The sequence below is a fragment of the Bacillus sp. 3103sda1 genome (assembly GCF_024159135.1).
GTDB lineage: Bacteria > Bacillota > Bacilli > Bacillales > Bacillaceae_G > Bacillus_A > Bacillus_A rhizoplanae.
This window is the reverse complement of the sequence record NZ_JAMYWS010000001.1, coordinates 255,001-272,500: the sequence shown is the minus strand read 5'-3', so window position 1 is coordinate 272,500 and position 17,500 is coordinate 255,001. Positions and strand designations below refer to the sequence as shown.

The following is a 17,500-nucleotide window of genomic DNA, read 5'->3' as shown; positions in this document are numbered from 1 at the left end:
TCAACTTATAATCATTACTGGGCTTCTATTTATAGACATGGTTCACACATTAAAATTAACTTTATTCATTACACTTATTGTTATAACAATAAGCCTTTTCTTTACAAGACTTCATTTTATTCAGAACCGAAAGTCTATAGTGACTAAATTAAAACGTGCAATTAACGGAAATTTACATACAAGACTATATACAAATAACGACCATTCATTAGACGATGTAGTTTTTTCTGTAAATGAATTAATAAGCGAGCTAGAAAAGGTCCAAGTTGAATCCAAAAGATTTCAAGAAGCCCGAAAACAACTGCTATCTAGTACCTCACATGATATTCGGACACCACTTACTTCTATTATTGGATATATCGATGCTTTAAAAGATGATATCGCTGCTTCAGAAGATGAAAAACAAGAATATCTCGAAATACTATCAAAGAAATCAAACAGCTTAAAGCAATTAGTTGATCAAATATTTAATATGGCCAAGCTAGATGCTGATGAGTTTCCATTAAAGGAAGAACAACTTGATTTTTCAGAGATTACTAGGGAATCTTTAATTGAATTTTTACCTGAGCTATCCATGCATGATATTAAGTTACAAGTTAACATCCCAGAAGAACCTTGCTCCATTACAGCAGATTCTCTTAGTCTAATGCGAGTTATAGGTAACCTCATGAAAAATGCCATATATTACGGAAAACCTGGGAAGGTAGTAGGAATAGAGCTCTCGGAAACCACAAATGAATATCATTTGCTCATTTGGGATAAAGGACCTGGAATTTCAAAGAGCGATTTAGAAAACGTATTTGAGAGAATGTACCGAAGTGACCAATCAAGGAACCCTTCGCATGGTGGTAGCGGCCTAGGACTCGCTATCGCTAAAGCACTCGTAGAAAAAAACGGCGGCCAAATTTGGGTAGAAAGTATTCCATGGGAAAGAACCACCTTTGGATTTTCCATCCCGAAGCAAACTGTTTTTAAGAAATAGTTAAGAAATGATTAAGCAGCAGTTAAATCCTCCTTTTTATCATGTAATTAAGAGATTATAGAAAGTAGGTGTTTTAAAGTGAGTACAATTATAAAAACAACAAATCTTACTAAAATTTATGGCAATCAAAAATCTGTAGATAATCTCAACATAAATGTGAACCAAGGAGAGATTTATGGATTCATCGGGCGAAATGGCGCAGGTAAAACGACTACAATTCGAATGCTGCTAGGCCTAATAAAACCTACAAGTGGAAAAATCGAAATATTCGGAGAGGATTTTCTCAAAAACCAAAAAGAAATTTTAAGAAGAATTGGTTCTATCGTTGAAGTTCCAGGGTTTTACGAAAACCTTACTGCAAGAGAAAATTTATTAATTAATGCCAAAATCATGGGCGTTCACAAAAAAAATGCGATTGAAGAAGCCTTAGAAATTGTAGGACTGCAACATGAAACGAAAAAACTAGTAGGAAAATACTCATTAGGGATGAAACAACGATTAGGAATTGCAAGAACCCTTCTCCATTATCCAGAGCTATTAATATTAGATGAACCAACTAACGGTTTAGATCCTATTGGTATTAAAGAAATGCGAAAGCTCATTAAATCTTTAGCCCAAGAAAGAAACATAACGATATTAATTTCTAGCCACATTTTAGCTGAAGTTGAACAGCTAGTCGATCATATGGGAATTATTCATGAAGGGAAGTTATTGGAGGAAATTGCACTTGATACACTTCAAAAAACAAATCGTAAATACTTAGAATTTCAAGTGAATAACGATAATAAAGCTGTGATGCTGTTAGAAAATCAATTTCATATTTCTGATTATGAGGTTCATGATGAAGGAAATATTCGCATTTACTCTCACTTCGGACAGCAAGGACAGATTAATAAAACATTTGTTCAAAACGATATTGAAGTATTAAAGATTATGATGAGCGAAGATAGATTAGAAGATTACTTCATCAAATTGGTTGGGGGTGGGACAATTGGTTAATCTACTATATACAGAACTATTAAAATTAAAACGCTCTAATATGTTCTTGATTAGTATTATTGGGGCAGCGGTAGCACCATTTATGATAGTTTCGGCCTTTTATATAGAAAAGAAAACAAAACCATCTGCTCCAGCTGCGGGTCTGGATGACCTTTTTTATAATGCTAATATGTATACTATTTTATTAATGGGAGTCCTTCTATACGGAGTCGTTACCGCTTATCTCTTTAATCGGGAATACACAGAAGATACATTAAAAAGCCTATTAACCATTCCTGTATCACGTTTTAACTTTGTTATAAGTAAATTTATTCTTCTTTTTATTTGGATTATGATGTTGACTATAGTTACTTGGGGACTAACTTTACTATTAGGACTATTAGGAGGCTTTCCTGGCTTAAGCGGCCCATTACTCTTGCAATCTTTACTGAAATTTTTGCTGGGCGGTGGACTCCTTTTTATCTTATCCCCCCTTATTGTACTGCTAACTCTTGTAATGAAGACTTATGTTCCGCCTATTATATTCACAATTGTTATAACGATGGCAAATCTTATGGTTACAAATTCGGAACACAAAGATTTATTTCCTTGGACGGCTACACTCGATATAGTAAACAACGAACTGCAACCGACATATCCCCCAGAATATTCTTATATCGTTATTGCCGCTACAGCTATGATCGGATTTATCACAACAATCTTCTATTTTAAAAAGGTTGATATTCATTGATTTATACGAATAAAAAATATCTCAGAAGTCTCTACCTGTTCTCAAGATTTGAAAGAAGAATTTTCATTTATATATTAGGAGTGAAATTATGAGCGACATAGTCACCGCCTTTATACTTGGTATCATAGAAGGACTAGCAGAATTTTTACCAATTTCCTCTACTGGCCACCTTATATTAGCCGGTCACTTGTTAGGATTTGAAGGAGAAAGAGCAAAAACATTTGAGATTGTGATACAGCTAGGAGCTATTTTAGCTATCGCTGTCTTATATCACAAACGCCTTGTTTCTTTATTTAATATAAAACCACTTCTACAAAAAGAAAAAAAATTCAATGCATTACATGTGATTCTAGGTGTATTCCCGGCTGTAATCGCTGGCTTACTATTACATGATGTGATCAAAACATACTTATTTCAGCCATACACTGTCGTTATCGGGCTTGTAGCAGGAGCAATCCTTATGATTTTTGCAGAGGTAAAAAAAACAGAAGCCACAGCTTATTCATTAGATGATTTAACATATCGTCAAGCATTAACAATTGGGTTATTTCAATGTTTAGCAGTATATCCTGGCTTCTCAAGAGCTGGATCCACAATGTCTGGAGGATTGTTAGCAAAAGTGAATTATAAAGCCGCATCAGAATTCTCTTTTCTTATCGCGCTTCCCGTCATGGTTGGAGCAACTGGTCTAGACTTATTAAAAAGTTGGAAGTATTTAAGTGTAGACGATATTCCAATGTTCGCAGTAGGATTCATTACTTCTTTTATTGTAGCAATGCTAGCAGTCGTTACCTTTTTAAAACTGTTAGCTAAAATAGGATTAAAGCCATTTGCTTATTATCGTATTTTGTTAGCTATTGTATTCACTACTTTTGTACTGCTTTAACTAGAACCATCTCTTCTATTCGAAAGAAACAACTAGTCAGCCCATATTCAAGTTAGGATATCGGTTTTTCATTGATTTAGCTACTAAGAAAGAAATATTAGAATACACAAGCTATCCAGCCAGCGGGATCCTTTCATTTAGTTATGATGCAGCGTTTTTAATAAATCCCAAAAATATTATAAAGTGAACCTTCCATCAATGGGGATTTTCTTCATCCCCCACTGATGGAAAGCTCTCACCAATCGGGCTTTTACGGGCAGTTATCCCCCCACCTATCTTCTTCACTCTTCTCAGAATCTTGAGGTGGGGATCTTACTACCCGCGAATAGCGGGATAAATAAAAATAGCACCGTTCAAGATTACTTGAACGGTGCTATTTCACTTCATTTCAAAGCCAATAACAAAAAAAGTATTTCTTTTCATTACAAAAATATCTTCATTTTAAAAATACACTTAGAAAGAACAAGATGAACTTCACATCATTTTTCTCATTTTATTCTCACTATAACTGTTATTACTAATTCTTTTTCTTACTTTTATGTAGTAGTAAGCATAACAAGCAATAATAAAAGGTACGGTACAATAAATTCCTAGTCTCTGATCAGGAATAAAGATAAGACTTACTAATATAAGACCGTACAGTCCAAAGCCTAGAATTGGGACAATTGGATAAAGAGGTGTTTTGAATTTCAAATCTTCTAACTTACCGCCTTCTGCTAGGTAACGCCTACGGAAAAGAAATTGAGAAGCACAAATGGACATCCATACAATAATTGTAATAACGCCCGAAATCGAAATTAACCATAAATACACAGTTTCAGCAGCCACAACACTCGTCAAAAGTGAAAAAGCAGAAATAGATATCGTCATAATTAATGCATATAATGGAATACCACGTGACGATACTTTCTGTAAGAAAGCTGGAGCCATGTCATTTTTGGACAATGACCAAAGCATTCTTGTTGCTGCATATAATCCTGAGTTAGCAACCGAAAGAACAGCAGTGAGAATGACAAAGTTCATAATATCAGCAGCATATGGAATACCCATATTATCAAAAACGGCAACAAATGGACTTTTCGCTAAACCTGCTTCTTCCCAAGGAATCAAGGCTGCAAGAACAAATATCGCTAAAACGAAGAAAAACATCGTCCGCCATATAATATTTCGAATGGAACGCGGTAACGTTTTTTCAGGATTTTCACTCTCACCCGCTGCGATACCAACCAGTTCTGTACCCTGAAAGGAATAGTTAACCGTAACCATCGTTAACAGTATCGCACCAATTCCGTTTGGGAATAGACCACCGTAATCTGTAAAATTTGAAAAAAACGGCGCCGCTTCATTCCCTTTTAAGTCAATAAAGCCAAACATCGCTGCTCCTCCAAGAATAATGAAGGCAACAATGGCTGACACTTTAATGCTCGAAAACCAAAATTCCGTTTCTGCATAACTACGGGCAGATAACGCATTAATACTAAAAATTGTAACACCAAATGTTAAACACCAAACCCATACAGGAATATCAGGAAACCAGCGCTGCATCGTAATACCCGCAGTTGTAAATTCAAGCCCAACAGTATTTGCCCAGCTTAGCCAATACAACCATCCAATAGTAAATCCAGTGGCAGGATTTATATACTTCGTAGCATATTCCTGGAAAGAACCGGACACCGGCATAGCCACCGCGAGCTCGCCAAGACATAACATGACGAGATACATCAATAATCCACCAGTCATAAAAGCAAGTACAGCTCCTCCAGGTCCAGCTTTGCTGATGATAAAACCAGAACCGTTAAACAAGCCAGTTCCGATTACACCACCAAGTGCAATCATAAACAAATGTCGACTTTTCATCGTACGCTTTAATTCATTATTCTTGCTGTCAGAATGCGTCATTGTTTTCCTCACTTTCATAATTGATATTATAAAAAGAAATTTTTCCGTATCACGGAATTGTTTCCACTATACGAAATCTTGTTTTAATTTTCAGATAATTTAATAAAAAAGTCAACATGTTTTTGTATGCGTTTTCGTTTTATATTCTCTCTATTTCGTTTATTCTGAAATTTAGTTTGATTTCAGAATAAATTTTTGCTAAATTGATAGTTAATCAAAGAGATTTACACATTAAAAGTAAAGTCGAGGCAAGTTATGGTACAATCCATTGATCGAGCTATAGGTATTATTAAATTACTAAATTCTGATAACAATAAAGAGTACTGGTCCATTTCTGACATAGCCGAAAGAACATCTCTTCCGGTTAGTACAGTACACAGGTTACTCAATTCTCTAATGAAACATGAGCTTGTTTCACAAATTCCAGAAACGAAGCATTATACATCAGGACCTATGTGGATGGAAATCGGCTTACGTCAATTAGAGAAAATTGACTACAAATCTGTAGCCAGAGAAGTAATGAAACGTTTAGCACATGAAGTGGAAGAAAGCGTTTATTTAAATATTCCAAATGGAACACATTCTATTATTATCGAAAGAATTGACAGTCCATTAAAAGTTCGTGTTATTGATAACTTAGGAGAAAGAATCCCTCTTTCTATCGGTGCACCAAATAAAACAATACTCGCTAATATGGATTCTAGAGAGACACATCACATTATTGACCAATTACTTTCTTCCTCACCAGAACAAAAGCAAATTCTTTTACATCAATTATTAGAAATAGAAAGACAAGGGTATGCCGTAAGTTATGGTGAGAAAACTGAAGGCACTGCATCTGTTGCGGCACCCATTATAGGCTTTAACAATAAAGTAATGGGAGCATTAAGCGTTGGAGTGCTTAACCACCGTATCAACGATGATCGGCTAACCTTCCTTATTAGCAAGGTGAAACAAGCCGCTAGTGAAATATCTACTAAAATCGGCAGAACGTCCGTATTATAAAATCGACAATCTGCCGCCATTTTTTTATTCATATAGCGGAAACTAATTTCATAATGTGGAAAATAAAAGACAGATATGAAAGTTTTAGACTTGAGGTTAGTATGAGTTGTTATCCAAAATGTTGTTGCTGTTTTCTTTTTAAACAATAAAATACATGCTTTTACAAACAATTACTTTTTTAATCAAAAAATTAAGGAGGTTTTATCTTATGTATCAACAATTACACTCACTATCTCTAGAAAAACAAGTCGAGACACTCACAAAACATCTCGTTTCATTTAATAGCATTAACGGAACTGAAGGTGAAGCCCATATTATAGATGAACTTTATCGCATTTTGAAAAGCTTTCCATATTTTAAACAGCACCCTGAACATTTATGGGTACAAACTGTTCCAAATGATCCAATTAACCGAATAAATTTATTTGCATTTGTAGAAGGAAACAAAAAATCAACTTCTACCATCATTTATCATTCTCATCTAGATACAGTTGGAATTGAAGACTTCGGCCTATTAAAGGAACATGCTTTTTCCTCAGAAACATTAGAAGAATATTTTCAAACATATGAGGGAAATCTTGATGTCCAGACTGATGCTAAATCTGGAGATTGGCTATTTGGTCGTGGCTCTGTTGATATGAAAAGTGGGGCTGCTGTCCATATCGCTAACATTTTATATTTCTCACAACATACCGATCTATTAGAAGGAAATCTTCTTTTACTTTTCAATGGTGACGAAGAGGGAGAACACCGCGGAATTACAGCTGCATTAACTGAACTAGAAAGACTACAACGAGAAAAACAATTACACTACTGTCTAGCAATTAATAATGATTTCATCACACCTCTATACGACGGAGACAACCAGCGCTATATTTATACAGGAACAGCTGGGAAACTTCTACCTTGTTTCTATATTTATGGAAGAGAAGTACATGTTGGAGATACATTATCAGGAATTGATCCAAACTTTATTGCTGCTCAAATTACACGCAGATTGCATAACAACTATAAACTAACTGAATTTATACCTGATGAGCTTGTTCTACCTCCAACATGTTTATATCAACGCGATAATAAAGACAGTTATACTGTACAAACCGCAACAAGTAGCCAGCTATACTTTAATTATTTTATTTATGAATCTACACCTGAAGAAGTTCTTGAGCGACTATTAGCCGAAACAAAACAAGTATGTAAAGAAGCTGAAGAGTATCTAAAAGAACAGTTTCAGCATTATTTACTTGTAACAGGCTTACCATCACGTGACCTTTCATGGGAGATTGCTGTTACAAGTTACGGAGATTATATAGAAGAATTACAACAACATGGCATAAATACGGAAGCAATTATTCAAAATACCCTAAAACAAAGTAAGAATAGTGACTTACGTGAAGTTTATTTTGAAATTGTTGCCGCTCTACAAGAAATGGATCCTGAAAAAAAACCAAGAGTTATTTTATTTTTTGCACCGCCTTTTTTACCACATAACTATTTAAAGCAAACAAGTGAACAAAATCGTCAATTACAAAGCAGTATTGAAACAATGCTACAAAATGTACAAGATGAGACCGGAGAACAATTTGTTTTGAAAAAGTTTTTCCCTTATTTAGCTGATGGAAGCTTCCTATCTATTCACGAAACAGACGATGAACTAAAACCATTATTACAAAACTTCCCGAAGTGGGAACAACTATATCCACTTCCATACGATACTATACGTAAATTAAATATCCCTTCTATTAACATGGGGGTGTACGGGAAAGACGGTCACAAATGGACAGAGCGTGTCTATAAACCATATTCATTTCATGTATTGCCTTTACTTATTCAAAAAACAACAATACAACTTTTAAAGGATTTTAAGAAGAGCTCAAACCGTGAAACAGTTCATCCTATGTAGGCACACAAGCACAGCAAGATTTTAAAATAATGACCAATTCCTGTACTCTTTTATATAAAAAGAAGCGTTATATTTTTAATACACAATCATGTTTCATAAGATTTATTTCATCGAAAAAAAGACAGGGAACCCTGTCTTTTTAACGTAATACTGTAAAATATGATATTTGAGGATAGTAAAGAGAAATTCATTCAACTAACCATCAGTGGAGGATACCTTTACTGATGGTTAGTTTCACATGATAATTTTTAAAAAGAAAACGAATTCCTTCTATAAGATTAATAAAGAAATAACATAAGTACACTTGTAACAATCCCTACCCAAATACAAAGAATAAAGCAGTATCCCATAATGTCCTTAATTTTTAGTCCTAATACACCTAAAAGAGGCAAAGCCCAGAATGGCTGAATTAAATTTGTCCAGGCATCTCCCCATCCTACTGCCATTGCAACATTCGCTGGGTCTACTCCTAATTTCAATCCAGCTGGAATTTGCAGCGGTCCTTGCAATGCCCATTGTCCCCCGCCTGACGGTGCCAATAAATTTACTAACCCAGCTGACCAATATGTAAAAATATCAAATGTATCTTTTGATGCAATGGATGCCATCCACTCAATAATAGAACTTCCTAATCCTGAACTACCTAACACAGCAATTATCCCTGCGTAAAACGGAAATTGTAAAATAATTGGAGAAATTGATCCAGTTGCCTCTTTAAATCCTTGCGAAAAATTGCCTAGAGAACCATGCAATAACAAGCCCAATGATAAAAATAATAGGTTAATAATATTTAAGTCCAAGCCGCGGCCATTAATAAACTCATATACACAATAAAACATACCAATTAAACCGAATAATGTTCCCAACACCGGGGTCCATTCTAATTTTTCTGCGATAGTTAAATCTTTCTGAGAAGGTTTTATAAAAGAAGATTCAGTTTTCTCATCGGCTTTATAGCCAACAATTCCACTTTTCGGAGCCATAAGTACAATGATAATTGGCATTGTAATCAATAATGCCAAAAAGATAGTGATGGTAGAAAAACTAAAAATCGTTTGAGATGTTGGAATTACACCCATTACATCTGCAAGAAAATGATCCTTTGTAGCAATTGTTAATCCAATTGAACTAGAAAGCCCTGCGCTATATAAGGCTGTCGGAGAGTAAGCAGCTGCTACAAGTAATGGAAAATGAGCATGCGGATTCTTTTTCCCTACTTCCTTTGCCACAATTGCTCCAACAACAACAGCTAATCCCCAATTAATATAATATGCAGCTGCACTTACTAAAAACGTGAGAATGTAAGCTTTTTGAGGCGTATTAGCTAGTTTTGCCATAGACTGTAAGCCTCTATTAATAAATGATACAGAAGCCAATGTCATCCCTGTTACCATTAACAATACCATCTGCATAGTGAAAGTTAAATAGGTCCAAAATCCATCTCCCCACGATTTTACAATTGCAGACGGCTTAGAGGGGTTCATAAAAAACGCTACAATGAAAACAAAAAATGTGAGTAGCACAGCAATAACAAAAGCATCAGGTACATATTTCTGTGACCACCTTGAAAATACATCGGCACACTTCGTAAGTAAAGTTTCCTGCTTCTTTATAACCCTGCTTGTATCTTCTTTTAATGCAGCTTTGTTCATTAAATAAATCCTCCATTTTTCCTGTTTTTATTTAGTTAATATGTAAGATTTCTATATGGAACATAAATAACCTCTATATAATTAAAAAAGCCTTCTTTTTCATCAAAAATTACATTAGATGAATAAAGATAGGCTTTCAGAACAGTTAAGAATGAAAATTGATAAAATTAATTAAGACAAAAATTGTACGTATAAGAAAATGAAAAGATATACTATAAATAAAAAATCCCTAAGTCGAAACGACTTAGGGATTTGCCTGGCAACGTCCTACTCTCACAGGGACAAAGTCCCAACTACCATCGGCGCTAGAGAGCTTAACTTCCGTGTTCGGTATGGGAACGGGTGTGACCTCTCTGCCATCATTACCAGACTTATGAAGGTATATTCCTTCAAAACTAGATAACATTTGCTTCATATTATATGGTTAAGTCCTCGATCTATTAGTATTCGTCAGCTCCACATGTCACCATGCTTCCACCTCGAACCTATCAACCTGATCATCTTTCAGGGATCTTACTAGCTTAACGCTATGGGAAATCTCATCTTGAGGGGGGCTTCATGCTTAGATGCTTTCAGCACTTATCCCTTCCGCACATAGCTACCCAGCTATGCCCTTGGCAGAACAACTGGTACACCAGCGGTGCGTCCATCCCGGTCCTCTCGTACTAAGGACAGCTCCTCTCAAATTTCCTACGCCCACGACGGATAGGGACCGAACTGTCTCACGACGTTCTGAACCCAGCTCGCGTACCGCTTTAATGGGCGAACAGCCCAACCCTTGGGACCGACTACAGCCCCAGGATGCGATGAGCCGACATCGAGGTGCCAAACCTCCCCGTCGATGTGGACTCTTGGGGGAGATAAGCCTGTTATCCCCGGGGTAGCTTTTATCCGTTGAGCGATGGCCCTTCCATGCGGAACCACCGGATCACTAAGCCCGACTTTCGTCCCTGCTCGACTTGTAGGTCTCGCAGTCAAGCTCCCTTATGCCTTTGCACTCTACGAATGATTTCCAACCATTCTGAGGGAACCTTTGGGCGCCTCCGTTACTTTTTAGGAGGCGACCGCCCCAGTCAAACTGCCCACCTGACACTGTCTCCCGGGTCGATAAGACCCGTAGGTTAGAATTTCAATACAGCCAGGGCGGTATCCCACCAGCGCCTCCACCGAAGCTAGCGCTCCGGCTTCAAAGGCTCCCGCCTATCCTGTACAAGCTGTACCAAAATTCAATATCAGGCTACAGTAAAGCTCCACGGGGTCTTTCCGTCCTGTCGCGGGTAACCTGCATCTTCACAGGTACTATAATTTCACCGAGTCTCTGGTTGAGACAGTGCCCAAATCGTTACACCTTTCGTGCGGGTCGGAACTTACCCGACAAGGAATTTCGCTACCTTAGGACCGTTATAGTTACGGCCGCCGTTTACTGGGGCTTCAGTTCAGAGCTTCGCTTGCGCTAACCCCTCTCCTTAACCTTCCAGCACCGGGCAGGTGTCAGCCCCTATACTTCGCCTTACGGCTTCGCAGAGACCTGTGTTTTTGCTAAACAGTCGCTTGGGCCTATTCACTGCGGCTTTCCGTTAAGAAAGCACCCCTTCTCCCGAAGTTACGGGGTCATTTTGCCGAGTTCCTTAACCAGAGTTCTCTCGCACACCTTAGGATTCTCTCCTCGCCTACCTGTGTCGGTTTGCGGTACAGGCACCTTTTATCTCGCTAGAAGCTTTTCTTGGCAGCGGGGAATCAAAGACTTCGCTCCATAAGGAGCTTCCCCATCACAGCTCAGCCTTTGCGGTAAGCGGATTTGCCTACTTACCAGCCTAACTGCTTGGACGTGCACAACCAATCGCACGCTTCTTCTATCCTTCTGCGTCCCTCCATTGCTCAAACGATAAAGAGGTGGTACAGGAATATCAACCTGTTGTCCATCGCCTACGCCTGTCGGCCTCGGCTTAGGTCCTGACTAACCCTGAGCGGACGAGCCTTCCTCAGGAAACCTTAGGCATTCGGTGGACGGGATTCTCACCCGTCTTTCGCTACTCATACCGGCATTCTCACTTCTAAGCGCTCCACCAGTCCTTACGATCTGACTTCACAGCACTTAGAACGCTCCCCTACCACTGATACCATAGGTATCAATCCGCAGCTTCGGTGGTGTATTTAGCCCCGGTACATTTTCGGCGCAGAGTCACTCGACTAGTGAGCTATTACGCACTCTTTAAATGGTGGCTGCTTCTAAGCCAACATCCTAGTTGTCTAAGCAACTCCACATCCTTTTCCACTTAATACACACTTTGGGACCTTAGCTGGCGGTCTGGGCTGTTTCCCTTTTGACTACGGATCTTATCACTCGCAGTCTGACTCCCAAGGATAAGTCATTGGCATTCGGAGTTTGACTGAATTCGGTAATCCGATGAGGACCCCTAGTTCAATCAGTGCTCTACCTCCAAGACTCTCACACTTGAGGCTAGCCCTAAAGCTATTTCGGGGAGAACCAGCTATCTCCAGGTTCGATTGGAATTTCTCCGCTACCCACACCTCATCCCCGCACTTTTCAACGTGCGTGGGTTCGGGCCTCCATTCAGTGTTACCTGAACTTCACCCTGGACATGGGTAGATCACCTGGTTTCGGGTCTACGACCACGTACTAAACGCCCTATTCAGACTCGCTTTCGCTACGGCTCCGCCTCTTCAGCTTAACCTCGCACGGGATCGTAACTCGCCGGTTCATTCTACAAAAGGCACGCCATCACCCGTTAACGGGCTCTGACTATTTGTAGGCACACGGTTTCAGGATCTCTTTCACTCCCCTTCCGGGGTGCTTTTCACCTTTCCCTCACGGTACTGGTTCACTATCGATCACTAGGTAGTATTTAGCCTTGGGAGATGGTCCTCCCGGATTCCGACGGAATTTCACGTGTTCCGCCGTACTCAGGATACATTCAAGAGGGAACGAAGTTTCAACTACAGGGTTGTTACCTTCTATGACGAGCCTTTCCAGGCTGCTTCGTCTACCTCGTTCCTTTGTAACTCCGTATAGAATGTCCTACAACCCCAAGAGGCAAGCCTCTTGGTTTGGGCTAGATTCCGTTTCGCTCGCCGCTACTCAGGAAATCGCATTTGCTTTCTCTTCCTCCAGGTACTTAGATGTTTCAGTTCCCTGGGTCTGTCTTCTTTACCCTATGTATTCAGATAAAGATACCATACCATTACGTATGGTGGGTTTCCCCATTCGGAAATCTCCGGATCAAAGCTTACTTACAGCTCCCCGAAGCATATCGGTGTTAGTCCCGTCCTTCATCGACTCCTAGTGTCAAGGCATCCACCGTGCGCCCTTTCTAACTTAACCAAAATTAAAAAAATATGAGCTACACTGTTATCTAGTTTTCAAAGAACATATATTTTCGAGAGATAGTTCTCTCAAAACTGAACAAAACGAAACACGGAAACTTATATTGATGAACAGCGTTCATCAATTCTCCATAGAAAGGAGGTGATCCAGCCGCACCTTCCGATACGGCTACCTTGTTACGACTTCACCCCAATCATCTGTCCCACCTTAGGCGGCTGGCTCCAAAAAGGTTACCCCACCGACTTCGGGTGTTACAAACTCTCGTGGTGTGACGGGCGGTGTGTACAAGGCCCGGGAACGTATTCACCGCGGCATGCTGATCCGCGATTACTAGCGATTCCAGCTTCATGTAGGCGAGTTGCAGCCTACAATCCGAACTGAGAACGGTTTTATGAGATTAGCTCCACCTCGCGGTCTTGCGACTCTTTGTACCGTCCATTGTAGCACGTGTGTAGCCCAGGTCATAAGGGGCATGATGATTTGACGTCATCCCCACCTTCCTCCGGTTTGTCACCGGCAGTCACCTTAGAGTGCCCAACTTAATGATGGCAACTAAGATCAAGGGTTGCGCTCGTTGCGGGACTTAACCCAACATCTCACGACACGAGCTGACGACAACCATGCACCACCTGTCACTCTGCTCCCGAAGGAGAAGCCCTATCTCTAGGGTTGTCAGAGGATGTCAAGACCTGGTAAGGTTCTTCGCGTTGCTTCGAATTAAACCACATGCTCCACCGCTTGTGCGGGCCCCCGTCAATTCCTTTGAGTTTCAGCCTTGCGGCCGTACTCCCCAGGCGGAGTGCTTAATGCGTTAACTTCAGCACTAAAGGGCGGAAACCCTCTAACACTTAGCACTCATCGTTTACGGCGTGGACTACCAGGGTATCTAATCCTGTTTGCTCCCCACGCTTTCGCGCCTCAGTGTCAGTTGCAGACCAGAAAGTCGCCTTCGCCACTGGTGTTCCTCCATATCTCTACGCATTTCACCGCTACACATGGAATTCCACTTTCCTCTTCTGCACTCAAGTCTCCCAGTTTCCAATGACCCTCCACGGTTGAGCCGTGGGCTTTCACATCAGACTTAAGAAACCACCTGCGCGCGCTTTACGCCCAATAATTCCGGATAACGCTTGCCACCTACGTATTACCGCGGCTGCTGGCACGTAGTTAGCCGTGGCTTTCTGGTTAGGTACCGTCAAGGTGCCAGCTTATTCAACTAGCACTTGTTCTTCCCTAACAACAGAGCTTTACGACCCGAAGGCCTTCATCGCTCACGCGGCGTTGCTCCGTCAGACTTTCGTCCATTGCGGAAGATTCCCTACTGCTGCCTCCCGTAGGAGTCTGGGCCGTGTCTCAGTCCCAGTGTGGCCGATCACCCTCTCAGGTCGGCTACGCATCGTCGCCTTGGTGAGCCGTTACCTCACCAACTAGCTAATGCGCCGCAGGTCCATCTATAAGTGACAGCCGAAGCCGCCTTTCAATTTCGCACCATGCGGTGCAAAATGTTATCCGGTATTAGCCCCGGTTTCCCGGAGTTATCCCAGTCTTATAGGCAGGTTACCTACGTGTTACTCACCCGTCCGCCGCTAACTTCTTAAGAGCAAGCTCTTAATTGGTTCGCTCGACTTGCATGTATTAGGCACGCCGCCAGCGTTCATCCTGAGCCAGGATCAAACTCTCCAATAAAGTGTTTGTCTAGCATCATAAATAAAAATTGACGTTTCACGTTGTTTGTTTCGTTCAGTTTTCAAAGAACTTGTTTGCCGCTCAATTGCGACTTCCTTATGTTAACATTTTAGTGTTTCAATATCAACTAAGTTTTTTATTTCGTTTCCGCTTTCTGCTCTGTTGCATCAGCGACTCTTACTATATTACACAACTCTCCTTATAAAATCAATACATTTTTCTCTAACAATTAGATTTTTTTATCATCGATTCAAAAGTAGGTATAAACAATATCGAGGCCCACCTATTAAATTAGAAAAGATATACTTTATAAACATACAAATTACATTGTTTTATATTCGAAAGGAGAATCTCTTCCTCTAATTATTAATTTATATAGGATAATACTATTAATAATTATAAACTTTATAAAGACTATAAAAAACACAAAAAAGACGAGTTATTCTGACTCGTCTTAGATTGCCTGGCAACGTCCTACTCTCACAGGGACAAAGTCCCAACTACCATCAGCGCTAGAGAGCTTAACTTCCGTGTTCGGTATGGGAACGGGTGTGACCTCTCTGCCATCATTACCAGACTTATGAAGGTATATTCCTTCAAAACTAGATAACATTTGCTTCATATTATATGGTTAAGTCCTCGATCTATTAGTATTCGTCAGCTCCACATGTCACCATGCTTCCACCTCGAACCTATCAACCTGATCATCTTTCAGGGATCTTACTAGCTTAACGCTATGGGAAATCTCATCTTGAGGGGGGCTTCATGCTTAGATGCTTTCAGCACTTATCCCTTCCGCACATAGCTACCCAGCTATGCCCTTGGCAGAACAACTGGTACACCAGCGGTGCGTCCATCCCGGTCCTCTCGTACTAAGGACAGCTCCTCTCAAATTTCCTACGCCCACGACGGATAGGGACCGAACTGTCTCACGACGTTCTGAACCCAGCTCGCGTACCGCTTTAATGGGCGAACAGCCCAACCCTTGGGACCGACTACAGCCCCAGGATGCGATGAGCCGACATCGAGGTGCCAAACCTCCCCGTCGATGTGGACTCTTGGGGGAGATAAGCCTGTTATCCCCGGGGTAGCTTTTATCCGTTGAGCGATGGCCCTTCCATGCGGAACCACCGGATCACTAAGCCCGACTTTCGTCCCTGCTCGACTTGTAGGTCTCGCAGTCAAGCTCCCTTATGCCTTTGCACTCTACGAATGATTTCCAACCATTCTGAGGGAACCTTTGGGCGCCTCCGTTACTTTTTAGGAGGCGACCGCCCCAGTCAAACTGCCCACCTGACACTGTCTCCCGGGTCGATAAGACCCGTAGGTTAGAATTTCAATACAGCCAGGGCGGTATCCCACCAGCGCCTCCACCGAAGCTAGCGCTCCGGCTTCAAAGGCTCCCGCCTATCCTGTACAAGCTGTACCAAAATTCAATATCAGGCTACAGTAAAGCTCCACGGGGTCTTTCCGTCCTGTCGCGGGTAACCTGCATCTTCACAGGTACTATAATTTCACCGAGTCTCTGGTTGAGACAGTGCCCAAATCGTTACACCTTTCGTGCGGGTCGGAACTTACCCGACAAGGAATTTCGCTACCTTAGGACCGTTATAGTTACGGCCGCCGTTTACTGGGGCTTCAGTTCAGAGCTTCGCTTGCGCTAACCCCTCTCCTTAACCTTCCAGCACCGGGCAGGTGTCAGCCCCTATACTTCGCCTTACGGCTTCGCAGAGACCTGTGTTTTTGCTAAACAGTCGCTTGGGCCTATTCACTGCGGCTTTCCGTTAAGAAAGCACCCCTTCTCCCGAAGTTACGGGGTCATTTTGCCGAGTTCCTTAACCAGAGTTCTCTCGCACACCTTAGGATTCTCTCCTCGCCTACCTGTGTCGGTTTGCGGTACAGGCACCTTTTATCTCGCTAGAAGCTTTTCTTGGCAGCGGGGAATCAAAGACTTCGCTCCATAAGGAGCTTCCCCATCACAGCTCAGCCTTTGCGGTAAGCGGATTTGCCTACTTACCAGCCTAACTGCTTGGACGTGCACAACCAATCGCACGCTTCTTCTATCCTTCTGCGTCCCTCCATTGCTCAAACGATAAAGAGGTGGTACAGGAATATCAACCTGTTGTCCATCGCCTACGCCTGTCGGCCTCGGCTTAGGTCCTGACTAACCCTGAGCGGACGAGCCTTCCTCAGGAAACCTTAGGCATTCGGTGGACGGGATTCTCACCCGTCTTTCGCTACTCATACCGGCATTCTCACTTCTAAGCGCTCCACCAGTCCTTACGATCTGACTTCACAGCACTTAGAACGCTCCCCTACCACTGATACCATAGGTATCAATCCGCAGCTTCGGTGGTGTATTTAGCCCCGGTACATTTTCGGCGCAGAGTCACTCGACTAGTGAGCTATTAC

8 protein-coding genes and 5 rRNA genes (2 of these 13 running past the window's edge) are annotated in these 17,500 nt (G+C 41.1%); 6 read left to right on the top strand and 7 right to left on the bottom strand.

Features of this window, described 5'->3' with window-relative positions; all coding sequences use genetic code 11:
• The 4 genes from NKR74_RS01495 to bacA all read left to right on the top strand — a co-directional run.
• A protein-coding gene (locus NKR74_RS01495) for a sensor histidine kinase (RefSeq protein WP_253628414.1) crosses the window boundary here: on the top strand, positions 1-982 show its 3' portion. Its footprint begins 35 nt before the window's first position; the window shows 982 of its 1,017 coding nt (coding positions 36-1,017); the start codon falls outside the window, past its left edge; it ends in the stop codon at positions 980-982.
• A 78-nt stretch (positions 983-1,060) separates the two neighbouring features.
• The gene (locus tag NKR74_RS01490; RefSeq protein ID WP_253628413.1) at positions 1,061-1,981 is read left to right on the top strand and encodes an ABC transporter ATP-binding protein; all 921 of its coding nucleotides are present in this window, start codon (positions 1,061-1,063) and stop codon (positions 1,979-1,981) included.
• Positions 1,974-2,711, top strand: a complete 738-nt coding sequence (locus tag NKR74_RS01485) for an ABC transporter permease (RefSeq protein ID WP_253628412.1) — start codon at positions 1,974-1,976, stop codon at positions 2,709-2,711. Before NKR74_RS01490 ends, NKR74_RS01485 begins: the two co-directional genes overlap by 8 nt.
• Positions 2,712-2,799: 88 nt before the next feature.
• Entirely contained in the window at positions 2,800-3,597 is a 798-nt protein-coding gene (bacA, locus tag NKR74_RS01480) for an undecaprenyl-diphosphate phosphatase (protein ID WP_253628411.1), read from the top strand.
• A 474-nt stretch (positions 3,598-4,071) separates the two neighbouring features.
• Here the strand turns inward: bacA and NKR74_RS01475 are convergent, their stop codons facing one another.
• A complete protein-coding gene (locus NKR74_RS01475) occupies positions 4,072-5,496 on the bottom strand; it encodes an amino acid permease (protein WP_253628410.1) in 1,425 nt (474 codons plus the stop codon).
• Between the two features lie 255 nt (positions 5,497-5,751).
• Between NKR74_RS01475 and NKR74_RS01470 the strand changes: the two genes are divergently transcribed.
• Both NKR74_RS01470 and NKR74_RS01465 read left to right on the top strand, forming a co-directional pair.
• Positions 5,752-6,501: an IclR family transcriptional regulator gene (locus NKR74_RS01470; protein WP_098311347.1), complete on the top strand. Its 750-nt coding sequence runs from the start codon at positions 5,752-5,754 to the stop codon at positions 6,499-6,501.
• A 208-nt stretch (positions 6,502-6,709) separates the two neighbouring features.
• Positions 6,710-8,404: a M20/M25/M40 family metallo-hydrolase gene (locus NKR74_RS01465; protein WP_253628409.1), complete on the top strand. Its 1,695-nt coding sequence runs from the start codon at positions 6,710-6,712 to the stop codon at positions 8,402-8,404.
• Between the two features lie 278 nt (positions 8,405-8,682).
• On the opposite strand, the gene NKR74_RS01460 is transcribed toward NKR74_RS01465, so the two are convergent.
• The 6 genes from NKR74_RS01460 to NKR74_RS01435 form a co-directional block, all read right to left on the bottom strand.
• A complete protein-coding gene (locus tag NKR74_RS01460) occupies positions 8,683-10,056 on the bottom strand; it encodes a short-chain fatty acid transporter (RefSeq protein ID WP_098311345.1) in 1,374 nt (457 codons plus the stop codon).
• 254 nt (positions 10,057-10,310) lie between these two features.
• Positions 10,311-10,426 (bottom strand): 5S ribosomal RNA (gene rrf / locus NKR74_RS01455).
• Positions 10,427-10,476: 50 nt separating this feature from the next.
• Positions 10,477-13,399 (bottom strand): 23S ribosomal RNA (locus NKR74_RS01450).
• Positions 13,400-13,536: 137 nt separating this feature from the next.
• Positions 13,537-15,088, bottom strand: a 16S ribosomal RNA gene (locus NKR74_RS01445).
• A gap of 461 nt (positions 15,089-15,549) precedes the next feature.
• Positions 15,550-15,665: ribosomal RNA gene (gene rrf, locus NKR74_RS01440) — 5S ribosomal RNA — on the bottom strand.
• A gap of 50 nt (positions 15,666-15,715) precedes the next feature.
• Positions 15,716-17,500 (bottom strand): 23S ribosomal RNA (locus NKR74_RS01435); it runs 1,138 nt beyond the window's last position.
• Together the 16S, 23S and 5S rRNA genes form the textbook arrangement of a ribosomal RNA operon.